Below are 10,866 nucleotides of genomic sequence, written 5' to 3'. Positions count from 1 at the left end.
TTTCGAATTTTATTATATAGAATAATTCTAAATAACAATTTGATTTTGTTTTGAAATTATATACGTAAAAATATCGCTATGGGTTCTCAAGAAGAAATAAAAATTGAAAATGACTTTATCTTATTGCGTTTTCAAAATGATGGAACTTCGGTTTATAAAGTTGAACGACCTGTAAGTCAGGGGCTTATTCAGTTCCATTTTGGCATTAAAGGAAAGGGAAAATTTATCTTTAATCAAGGAAATTATGCTTTAGATTTAAAAGAAGAAAAGGCGCTTTTATTTTATAATCCACAAAAAGAATTGCCGTTACATTTAGAATTAGCACCAAATACTTGGGTAATTTCGGTTATTATTTCCATCAAAAAATTCCATGGTTTGTTTTCTTCTGAAGCAGAAAATATTCCGTTTTTAAGTGATGATAATAAAGATAAAAAATATTATAAAGAAACAGATATTAGTCCATCAATGGCTATTGTTTTGAGTCAATTGTTTCATTATAATTTGAATCCGTCGATAAAAAATTTATACTATAAAGGCAAAGGCTATGAATTATTGAGCTTATATTTCAATCGTTCTGAAGACCCGAATGCAGAACAATGTCCGTTTTTAATTGATGAAGAAAATGTGTTAAAAATCAAAAAGGCCAAAGAAATTATCATTCAAAACATGGCAGAACCCCCTGGATTAGAAGAGCTTTCGGAACAAGTAGGGTTAAGTCTTAAAAAGTTAAAAATGGGTTTCAAACAAATTTATGGAGACACAGTCTATGGCTTTTTGTTTGATTACAAAATGGATTATGCGCGTCAATTACTTGATAGTGGTTCATATAATGTAAATGAAGTAGGATTAAAAATTGGTTATAGTACTGGAAGTCATTTTATTGCAGCTTTTAAGAAAAAATTTGGGACGACTCCAAAGAAATACTTGATGAATTTGAATACTAATGTGTAAAACCAATTCGTATCAATTTCGTATATCATACCATCAATAAAAAATAACAATATTAAAAAGTAAAAAAAGTAGATTGTATACTTTTATAAAAAAATAAATTGCCATATGAAAGGAGTATTATTAGTAAATTTAGGTTCGCCAGAAAGCCCAACAGCAAAAGATGTAAAACCGTATTTAGATGAATTTTTAATGGATAAATATGTCATAGACGTTCCATTTTTACTACGTGCTTTGTTAGTTAGAGGAATTATTTTACAAACACGTCCAAAAAAATCAGCTGAAGCCTATGCAAGAATCTGGACCAGCGAAGGTTCTCCTTTAATTGTGATTTCTAAAAAAATGCACCAAAAAGTGCAACAGTTAGTTGATGTTCCAGTTGCTTTAGCCATGCGTTATGGAACTATGACCATTCAAAAAGGATTACAAGAATTAAAAGATCAAGGTGTGACCGAAGTGATGCTTTTACCTTTATATCCACAACACGCAATGGCTTCAACCACCACAATTGTTGTGTTAGCGGAAGAATTACGTCAGAAACATTTTCCAGAAATGACATTTACAAATGTTCCAGCGTTTTATAATAAACCTGATTTTATTCAGGCACTAGCAAATTCAATTAAGAAACATTTAGAAGGATTTGATTATGACCATTTATTATTTTCATATCACGGAATCCCAAAACGACATATTCGTAAAACGGATGTAACGAAATTACATTGTACAATTGATGGCTCGTGTTGCAACACGCCTTCGCCAGCACACGAATTTTGCTACCGTCATCAATGTTATGAAACCACTAAACAAGTTGTAAAATTATTAGGAATTCCAGAAGGGAAATACAGTCAAACCTTTCAATCTCGCTTGGCAGGTGATAAATGGTTAACACCTTATACTGATGTTGAAATCAATAAAATGCCAGCACAAGGCATTAAAAAATTAGCGGTTGTAACACCTGCTTTCGTGGCGGATTGTTTAGAAACGTTAGAAGAAATTGCAATGGAGGCTAACGAACAATTTTTGCATCATGGTGGTGAAGAGTTTATGGCAATTCCATGTTTAAATGATGAAGACGAATGGTGCGGTGTGGTTGCTAATTGGATTGAGGATTTTAAAAGAAAATAGAATATAAATGAAAGAAAATAGACTATTAAAAATATCCGCTTTGTTTTTTGTGAGTTTAATTGTTTTTGGTTGTAGTTCAATTAGAATCAATGAAGTACAAAGAAGATTTATTCTCGAAAATAAAGGGGAAAAGAAATATTTTTTGATAGAATATATTAATAAAAATAGAAATTTAATTGGAGAAGTGCCAACTTTAATAATTAATAAAAAAGATGGACAAGAAATTATTCGTTCAGATGAAAAATTTGATTCAAGACTTAATTTAAAAAGAAATGACATAGTAAGAATTGATATTCTTTCAATTGAAAAAAGCATACCGTTATATGGTTCGGCAGGAAAAAACGGAGTTATAACTATTTATTGTTATGGAAAATCAAACTTATAGATAATGGAACTTTACAACTACATAAAATCACTTCATTTAATCTTTGTAATCACTTGGTTTGCAGGATTATTTTATATTGTTCGTTTATTTGTATATCATGCAGAGGCCAAACAAAAACCACAACCTGAGCAAGATATTTTAATCAAGCAATACCAATTAATGCAATATCGATTGTGGTATATTATTACATGGCCAAGTGCTGTTTTGGCAAGTTTTTTTGCTTTTTGGATGTTGTTTTTTACGCCATTAGGTCAATCTTGGTTGCAAATGCCTTGGATGCATGTAAAATTGGTTTTTGTGTTCTTGTTGTATCTGTATCATTTAAAATGCCATCAAATTTTTAAACAATTACAAAATAATGAAGTAAAACATTCGGGTAATTTTTTTAGAATTTGGAACGAAGGCGCCACGATAATATTATTTGCAGTTGTTTTTTTAGTAATTTTAAAAAATGCAATCAACTGGGTTTTTGGAGTTATCGGAATTTTTGTTTTTTCGATTTTAATTATGATGGGATTCAAATTGTATAAAAAAATTAGAGAAAAGAATCAAAACAGTTAATGGATAGAATTTTTAATATAAAAAACCTTTCACTTCGAGTAAGAATATTTCTATCCATGATATTCTTAACGCTAATTGCGTCTGTGTTGATTGCAACTGTATCTATTTATCAATTTCGAAAAGAGGCTAGAGAATATCATCAAGACCGACTAGAGCGCAAAGAAACAGCAATTGCTGAGCATATAAATTATGTTTTACAGACCACAACTTATCCCTTAACCACAGAGAATGTTCCGTTAATTTTTAAAGAAAAAATCTTTGAATTAGCAGATATTCACAGCATGGAAATAAATATTTTTGATTTAAAAGGGAAACTACTAATTTCATCAAAAGCAATTTTTAAAATTGATAAAGACAAACCTAAAATTAATGAAGCTACGCTTAAAATTTTGCAAGCCTCATTAGAAAAAAGATATATCGAATTTTCAACTATTGACGGACAACCTTTTCGCTCATCATATACTTATTTAAAAGACACTAAATTTAAACCTCTTGGGATTTTAAATTTACCTTATGAAGAAGATACTGCTTTTTATGATAATGAAGTGCAAAATTTCTTAATTCGTTTTGGACAAGTTTATGCATTTATGTTTTTGATTTCTATTGTTTTATCTTATTTTTTATCGAGCTATATTACTAAATCGCTTAAAATTATTAGTGATAAAATGCAAGAAACACAATTAGATCAACGCAATGAAAAAATTGTTATTGAAGATGGAAGTAGAGAAATAAACCTTTTGATTAAATCTTACAATAGCATGGTGGATAAGTTAGAAGAAAGCGCCACTATTTTAGCACAAAGTGAAAGAGAACAAGCTTGGCGAGAAATGGCAAAACAAGTAGCACACGAAATTAAAAATCCACTTACGCCAATGCGTTTGACAGTACAAAGTTTCCAGCGAAAATTTGATGCTAACGATGAAAATATCACTAAAAAACTTGATGATTATACCAAAACTATTTTACAACAAATAGACACTATGAGTTCGGTTGCAAATGCGTTCTCCAATTTTGCAAGTATGCCAGCTCAACAAAATGAAACACTTAACGTGGTGAATGTAGTGCAAATGGCATTAGAAATTTTTAATGAAGATTACATTCAGTTTTCTGCTTTGGAGGATGAAATTATTGCCAAATTAGATAAAACACAATTAATTCGAGTGATTACAAATTTGGTAAAAAATGCCATTCAAGCAATTCCCGAAGAGCAAGAAAAGAAATCGGTATTTGTCACTGTTTTTAGAGAAGATAATCAAGTAAAAATCGCAGTAAAAGATAACGGAAAAGGAATTTCAGAGGAAAACGCCATTCGGATTTTTGAGCCAAAATTTACCACAAAATCTAGCGGAATGGGGCTAGGGTTGGCAATTATTAAAAACATTATCGAGAATTATAACGGAACAATTACATTTGAATCAGAATTAAATATAGGAACTGAATTTTTAGTTTCATTCCCAATAAATAAACAATAAAACAATACCATAATGGAAAACATTTTAATTGAAAAACAAGACAATATTGCGGTTATTACCATTAATAGACCCACAAAATTAAACGCATTAAATAAAGCTACAATTCAAGAGTTACACGATGGATTTAAAACTTTGAATGACGACAAATCAGTAAAAGCAATTATTATTACTGGAAGTGGAGAAAAAGCATTTGTTGCTGGAGCCGATATTTCAGAATTTGCTAATTTTTCAGTAGAAGAGGGTGGAAAATTAGCAGCTCAAGGACAAGAATTGTTGTTTGATTTTGTACAAAATTTGAGCACACCAGTCATTGCAGCGGTTAACGGATTTGCATTAGGTGGTGGTTTGGAATTGGCAATGTCGTGTCATTTTAGAGTGGCTTCTACAAACGCAAAAATGGGATTACCAGAAGTTACGTTAGGTGTAATTCCTGGATATGGAGGCACTCAACGCCTAGCACAATTAGTAGGAAAAGGTCGTGCCATGGAATTAATTATGACAGCAAGTATGATTGATGCTGAAACGGCTAAAAATTATGGGTTAGTAAATCATGTTGTTCTACAAGAAGAATTGTTAGATTTTACAAAAGGTATTGCCTCAAAAATTGCAAATAATTCAAGTGTTGCAATTGCAAAAGCCATTCAAGCCATTAATGCTAATTTTGAAGATGGAATAAATGGATTTGCTGTTGAAATTGAAAATTTTGGCGCTTGTTTTGGTACCGAAGATTTTAAAGAAGGAACTACTGCATTTTTAGAAAAAAGGAAAGCAAATTTCCCAGGAAAATAAATTTAAAACCAGAATCCAATTCTGGTTTTTTTGTTTTTAAATCAGAATTTAGTAACGAATAAAGTTACAAAATTGACAAATAGAATTAATTTAATTGCGTAATTTTGAGAGATAGTTATCTGTTAATGATAATTTTACAATAAATCAACACAAAACTAGTTTCCAAGATGTCACAACAAATTCATGATTTTGTAGCTGCTGTAGCAGATAGAAATCCAAACGAACCAGAATTTTTGCAAGCTGTTAAAGAAGTTGCAGAAACAGTAATCCCTTTTATTGAAAACAACAAAAAGTATCAAGATAAGATGCTTTTAGAACGAATGGTCGAGCCAGAAAGGGTTGTAATGTTTAGAGTAGCATGGTTAGATGATGCAAGAAAAACCAGATTAAACAAAGGATATCGCATTCAAATGAATTCAGCAATTGGACCCTATAAAGGTGGATTGCGATTTCACCCATCGGTAAACTTAAGTATTTTAAAATTTTTAGCTTTTGAACAAGTTTTTAAAAATAGTTTAACAACACTTCCAATGGGTGGAGGAAAAGGAGGTTCTGATTTTGACCCTAAAGGGAAATCGGATACTGAAATCATGAGTTTTTGCCAAGCATTTATGGCTGAATTATTTAGACATATTGGCTCAGATACGGATGTTCCTGCGGGAGATATAGGCGTTGGAGGTAGAGAAGTAGGTTATTTATTTGGGCAATACAAAAAATTAAGAAATGAGTTTACTGGGGTTTTAACGGGTAAAGGAATCTCATTTGGAGGATCACTAATTCGTCCTGAAGCTACCGGATATGGAACGGTTTATTTTGCACAAAACATGTTAGCTACTAAAAATGAATCTATAGCTGGAAAAACTGTTTTGGTTTCTGGTTCGGGAAATGTGGCTCAGTATGCAATTGAAAAAGCTACACAACTGGGAGCAAAAGTAGTTACTGCTTCAGATTCTTCAGGATATATTTATGATGCCGATGGAATTGACGCTGAGAAATTAGCTTACATCATGGAAATCAAGAATGTAAATTATGGTAGAATTTCCGAATATTTGAAAAAATATCCAAAAGCACAATTTTTCGTAGGGAAAGACCCATGGGAAGTAAAATGTGATATAGCTTTGCCTTGTGCCACTCAAAATGAATTAAATGGTGAAGAAGCTCAAAAATTGATTGGAAACGGATGTATTTGTGTTGCCGAAGGTGCTAACATGCCTTCTACTCCAGAAGCAATTGAAGTATTTCAAAAAGCAAAAATTTTATTTGCTCCAGGGAAAGCATCGAACGCAGGAGGTGTTGCCACGTCTGGTTTAGAAATGTCGCAAAACTCACTACGATTAAGTTGGACTACAGAAGAGGTTGATGAGCGTTTACATAAAATCATGAGTAATATTCACGAATCATGTGTAAAATATGGTAAAAATTCCGATGGATACATTGATTATGTAAAAGGTGCTAATATTGCTGGATTTGTAAAAGTAGCAGACGCTATGTTGTCTCAAGGAGTTGTATAGTTAAATTATATATGTTTTTTACGGCTTTTAAAATGTTTTAAAAGCCGTTTTTTGTTTTTTCAAATTGCAATTTCGTATAAAATATCAGCAATTTCGTGTAAAAAAAGCCAAATTTTACACCATCATTTTTCTGTATAGTATTTTTGCATGAAATACATATACTATGAAAAAAATTCTCTCTACAACTCTTTTTCTATGTGTTTTAACTTTAAGTAATGTTGTTTTTTCTCAAGTAGCTATTGGAACAACCACTATTGAAAATGGTGTACAATTTAAAGTTGAAAGCACTAATTCTGGAGTATTAATACCTAGAATTGCACTAACGGCTAGGAATGTCGTGGCTCCTGTTTCTGCAACTCCACCAATAGGAACCTTAGTTTTTAACACAAGTACTTCTGGAACTTTTCCTTATAATGTTGTTCCAGGGTTTTATTATTGGGATGGTATCGAATGGCGAGCAATTGCTGATACCAAAATTAACAAAACGGTTAAGTTTCGAAACAATTCAACTACGACAAATTTTTCTACTTCAGGAGGAGTTTATGTTGATATTTTTAACACAGTTGATTGGAATGAAGAAACAACATTGTTTCAAAAAATTAACAATACCGATTTAAGAATCACAGAAACGGGTTTGTATGAAGTAACATGTAATTTGTCTTTGGATTGTTCTTCAATTGAGCGTTATTTAAACTTACGATTAAACATTAATGGGGTCGATACTGGAGAAAATATTCGAGGATTAGCTCCTGAAGATTCTGGAAGTAATGGTACTTTTTCAGTACATTTTACTCAATATATGGTAATAAATGCAAATGATGTTTTACGATTACGCTCCTATAGAGATGGAAGTAGCGCAACGATAACTTTTGATGCATTAGGCACATCTAGTATTGTAATAAAACGAATAAGATAAGTTTTATATAGTTAAAATAGTAGAAAGTTTGAAGTCATTTCCAACTTTCTACTATTTTTGTATTTATAAAAATTAATTAATGAAAACTTCTGTTGAATTTTCTTATCGAAAGCCTGTTTTAACTTCGTTAATTATATTTACAATTACTTTTGTTTTATTGCACTTTGAAGCTTTTGGAAACCCAGTTAGAACCATAGCTTGGAAACATCATTTTATTTTAGCCTATTCATTAATTGCTGGCTTTTCTTTTTTTATTTACTACGCGCTATTTTCTACAATTATTAATAGCAAAAATTGGAATTTATGGAAAGATATTTCAGCGTTTTTACTAATCTTAGTTTTAGTAACAATATTCATACTTCTATTTAACATATTCTACATAGAAACAATTGATAGTAATTATAACGACAACTTTGTTCATGACGGAAGATTGTACTATTATATGTGTTTTGTGGGAATTGTAAATTTTTTAATTATCAAGTTTTTAGATTTTTATCAATATCATAAGCAAAAAGCAATAAAAAGCAATGTTGAAAAATCGCAAAAAATTATTTTAGAAGGAAAGAACAAGTACGAAAAAATTATTTTAGATATTGATGATTTAGTATTAATAGAAGCTTTTGGTAATTATGTTCTTGTTCATTACTTAAATCATGAAAACCATATTGAAAAGAATATTATTAGAAATAGTTTTTCAGTAATTGGAGAACAATTAGAAACGATTGAAAAAATGAAAAGAATTCATCGCTCATATATCGTTAATATTGATAAAGTAATAAATCTTGAAATGCGAAATAGAAAAGCAACTGTAAAGATTAAATTTATTGATGAAATGATTCCAGTTTCTAAAGCATCATTAATAGAAATACAAACTTTTTTGAATAGTAAAAAATAATTTTTCTTTTCATTCCAACCTTTCATTCCAAAATTCACTCTATAGTATAAACGACAAAATTTATAGAGATGAAAAAAACAATTTTAATATTCCTTTTGTTAAACTCAATAGCATCATTTTCACAAGAAGAAACAAAAGAGCGTTTCTTATTTGAAAAAAAACTAAATCAGGTTACTATAAATGATTCTATTTTAAAACACACAAAAATTATTAATGAAATTTTGATTCCTGCAAAAATTGATTCCATATCCCCTGACTCAAAATGGGAGCTTTTATATTTGCACGAAACAGGATGGCAAGAATCAATGCCAAATAATCCTTATAAAATAAATAATTTGTACATCGGAAAACAAAATAACATCGTTACTGGTAAAGATTTAAAAGACTTTTTTCAAACAATTGGTCAAAAAGAAATTCTATTTAATGAAATCCCACCTGAATTGTCTTATATGAATAGAGGCGCACCTTTAAACGGCAAATTCACAATTATATTTCTAAAAAAAAATCACATTACTTTACAATACATTCACAGTTATCCAAACGGAAATCAATCGAGTTGGTTTAGAAAAACCAATTATTATTTAAAAAGAATTAACTAAAAACTATATCAAATGAAAAAAATATTTTCACTATTAATCGTTCTGGTTTCTGCAATCACATTTGCCCAAAAACCTATTTTCACTTCCGCTAAAATTAAAAGCGCCACAATTTATAGTAATTCGGCTGAATTAAATCATACCGCCTCAGCTACAATTCCTTCTGGGACTAGCGAAATTGTAATTAAAAATGTGGCAGATTATGTAAATGAAAACACCATACAAATTGGTGCGCCAGCAAGTGTTACCGTGCTTTCGGTTCAATTTACCCGAAATTTTATTTCAGAATATGAAATCGATGAAAGTAATCCAATGATTAAAAAAGTACGTGATAGTATTGTATTGCTCCAAAAAGAAATGGGAAAAATTGCAAATGAGAAAACATCCTATTCAAAAACCATTGATTTATTAGACAAAAATCAAAATGTTGCGGGTCAAGACACAGGTTTAAGTGTGGCAGAGTTGATGAAACTCGTAGATTATTATAGTGCAAAAAGAAATCAATTGAGCAATTTAGTAAACGCACTATATGAGAAAGAAACACAACTCAATGAAAAGCTAGCCAAACTAAATGCTAAACTAGAATTGAATACACAAAAAGAAGAAAAAACATCACAAGGTAAATTGGTTTTACAAGTAATGACCGATGTGGCGAGCTCAATAAATTTAGATATTAACTACATTACAGCTAATGCTTCTTGGTCACCTTTTTATGATCTACGTGCCGAAAATGTAAACGCACCAATCAACTTAATGTACAAAGCAAAAGTGATACAAAACACAGGAATCGATTGGAAAAAAGTGAAACTAACACTTTCAAGTGGTAACCCAAATCAAAATAACGCGGCTCCAATTTTACAAGCTTGGTTTTTGAGATATGGTTATCCACAGGTTTATAACAATAGTAATGTTCCATTTAATTCAATTCAAGGTAGAGTATCTGGATTAGAATTGAAAAAAGATAAAGCATATGCTGATGATGAATCTTCCATCTCAAATTACACTACCATCAACGAAAATCAATTAAATGTTTCGTTTGACATTGATATTCCATATGATATTTTATCGAATGGAAAAGCACATAGTGTAGCCTTGAAAGATTTGAAGTTACCAGCAACTTACAAATATTATGCGGTTCCAAAAGCAGAAAAAGAAGCGTTCTTATTAGCAGAAATTAGCGATTATTCTAAATTCAATTTGTTGCCTGGTGAAGCAAATATTATTTTTGAAGGCATGTATGTTGGCAAAACGATGATTAACCCAAATCAAACTTCAGACACATTGAATTTGAGTATGGGAAGAGATAAAAAAATCGCTATTAAACGTGAAAAAATAGCAGATAAATCAGGAACTAAATTCTTATCGGGTTATAAAGAACAAACGTTTACGTATGATATCACCGTAAAAAACAACAAAAAAGAAGCAATTGAAATGTTATTGAAAGATCAATATCCAATTAGCACGGATAAAGAAATCACAATAGAATTGTTAGAAAACGGAAAAGCAAAAGTAAATGTAGAAACAGGAATTCTAACTTGGGATGTAAGACTGAACGCTGGAGAAACCAAAAAATTCAGAATCAGTTATAAGGTGAAATATCCAAAGGATAAGTTTATAGATAACTTGTAAATAGTTGCAGTTGACAGTCTCAGTTAGCAGTATTTTACT

General features: G+C 30.6%; 11 protein-coding genes. All 11 read left to right on the top strand.

Annotation, left to right across the window (positions count from 1 at the left end; all coding sequences use genetic code 11):
* Positions 1–78: 78 nt before the first annotated feature.
* The 11 genes from G4L40_RS01455 to G4L40_RS01405 all read left to right on the top strand — a co-directional run bounded on the left by G4L40_RS01455 (position 79) and on the right by G4L40_RS01405 (position 10,827).
* The gene (locus G4L40_RS01455) at positions 79–951 is read left to right on the top strand and encodes a helix-turn-helix domain-containing protein (RefSeq protein ID WP_166235296.1); all 873 of its coding nucleotides are present in this window, start codon (positions 79–81) and stop codon (positions 949–951) included.
* A 105-nt stretch (positions 952–1,056) separates the two neighbouring features.
* The gene (gene hemH, locus G4L40_RS01450; protein ID WP_166235294.1) at positions 1,057–2,073 is read left to right on the top strand and encodes a ferrochelatase; all 1,017 of its coding nucleotides are present in this window, start codon (positions 1,057–1,059) and stop codon (positions 2,071–2,073) included.
* A gap of 7 nt (positions 2,074–2,080) precedes the next feature.
* Positions 2,081–2,458: a hypothetical protein gene (locus G4L40_RS01445; RefSeq protein ID WP_166235292.1), complete on the top strand. Its 378-nt coding sequence runs from the start codon at positions 2,081–2,083 to the stop codon at positions 2,456–2,458.
* A 3-nt stretch (positions 2,459–2,461) separates the two neighbouring features.
* The gene (locus G4L40_RS01440; RefSeq protein WP_166235290.1) at positions 2,462–3,019 is read left to right on the top strand and encodes a CopD family protein; all 558 of its coding nucleotides are present in this window, start codon (positions 2,462–2,464) and stop codon (positions 3,017–3,019) included.
* A 56-nt stretch (positions 3,020–3,075) separates the two neighbouring features.
* The gene (locus G4L40_RS01435; RefSeq protein WP_166235612.1) at positions 3,076–4,491 is read left to right on the top strand and encodes a sensor histidine kinase; all 1,416 of its coding nucleotides are present in this window, start codon (positions 3,076–3,078) and stop codon (positions 4,489–4,491) included.
* Between the two features lie 12 nt (positions 4,492–4,503).
* Positions 4,504–5,280, top strand: coding sequence for an enoyl-CoA hydratase/isomerase family protein (locus tag G4L40_RS01430; RefSeq protein WP_166235288.1), 777 nt, complete (start codon positions 4,504–4,506; stop codon positions 5,278–5,280).
* 167 nt (positions 5,281–5,447) lie between these two features.
* Positions 5,448–6,791: an NADP-specific glutamate dehydrogenase gene (gene gdhA / locus G4L40_RS01425; protein WP_166235287.1), complete on the top strand. Its 1,344-nt coding sequence runs from the start codon at positions 5,448–5,450 to the stop codon at positions 6,789–6,791.
* 163 nt (positions 6,792–6,954) lie between these two features.
* Complete coding sequence (locus tag G4L40_RS01420; RefSeq protein WP_166235285.1) at positions 6,955–7,707, top strand: hypothetical protein; 753 nt, start codon at positions 6,955–6,957, stop codon at positions 7,705–7,707.
* A 79-nt stretch (positions 7,708–7,786) separates the two neighbouring features.
* Complete coding sequence (locus G4L40_RS01415) at positions 7,787–8,602, top strand: LytTR family DNA-binding domain-containing protein (protein WP_166235283.1); 816 nt, start codon at positions 7,787–7,789, stop codon at positions 8,600–8,602.
* A 68-nt stretch (positions 8,603–8,670) separates the two neighbouring features.
* A complete protein-coding gene (locus G4L40_RS01410) occupies positions 8,671–9,201 on the top strand; it encodes a hypothetical protein (protein ID WP_166235281.1) in 531 nt (176 codons plus the stop codon).
* A gap of 12 nt (positions 9,202–9,213) precedes the next feature.
* Positions 9,214–10,827, top strand: coding sequence for a DUF4139 domain-containing protein (locus tag G4L40_RS01405; RefSeq protein WP_166235279.1), 1,614 nt, complete (start codon positions 9,214–9,216; stop codon positions 10,825–10,827).
* Positions 10,828–10,866 lie beyond the last annotated feature (39 nt).

The organism is Flavobacterium celericrescens (assembly GCF_011392075.1).
In the GTDB taxonomy this organism is placed as follows: domain Bacteria; phylum Bacteroidota; class Bacteroidia; order Flavobacteriales; family Flavobacteriaceae; genus Flavobacterium; species Flavobacterium celericrescens.
Note: the sequence above shows the minus strand (reverse complement) of the source record. Positions and strands in the feature narration are given on the sequence as shown.

What these genes read in the sequence shown, in the direction of transcription:
- G4L40_RS01455 (WP_166235296.1), top strand. Translation starts at nt 79, where the DNA reads ATGGGTTCTCAAGAAGAAATAAAAATTGAAAATGACTTTATCTTATTG.
- hemH (WP_166235294.1), top strand. Translation starts at nt 1,057, where the DNA reads ATGAAAGGAGTATTATTAGTAAATTTAGGTTCGCCAGAAAGCCCAACA.
- G4L40_RS01445 (WP_166235292.1), top strand. Translation starts at nt 2,081, where the DNA reads ATGAAAGAAAATAGACTATTAAAAATATCCGCTTTGTTTTTTGTGAGT.
- G4L40_RS01440 (WP_166235290.1), top strand. Translation starts at nt 2,462, where the DNA reads ATGGAACTTTACAACTACATAAAATCACTTCATTTAATCTTTGTAATC.
- G4L40_RS01435 (WP_166235612.1), top strand. Translation starts at nt 3,076, where the DNA reads ATGATATTCTTAACGCTAATTGCGTCTGTGTTGATTGCAACTGTATCT.
- G4L40_RS01430 (WP_166235288.1), top strand. Translation starts at nt 4,504, where the DNA reads ATGGAAAACATTTTAATTGAAAAACAAGACAATATTGCGGTTATTACC.
- gdhA (WP_166235287.1), top strand. Translation starts at nt 5,448, where the DNA reads ATGTCACAACAAATTCATGATTTTGTAGCTGCTGTAGCAGATAGAAAT.
- G4L40_RS01420 (WP_166235285.1), top strand. Translation starts at nt 6,955, where the DNA reads ATGAAAAAAATTCTCTCTACAACTCTTTTTCTATGTGTTTTAACTTTA.
- G4L40_RS01415 (WP_166235283.1), top strand. Translation starts at nt 7,787, where the DNA reads ATGAAAACTTCTGTTGAATTTTCTTATCGAAAGCCTGTTTTAACTTCG.
- G4L40_RS01410 (WP_166235281.1), top strand. Translation starts at nt 8,671, where the DNA reads ATGAAAAAAACAATTTTAATATTCCTTTTGTTAAACTCAATAGCATCA.
- G4L40_RS01405 (WP_166235279.1), top strand. Translation starts at nt 9,214, where the DNA reads ATGAAAAAAATATTTTCACTATTAATCGTTCTGGTTTCTGCAATCACA.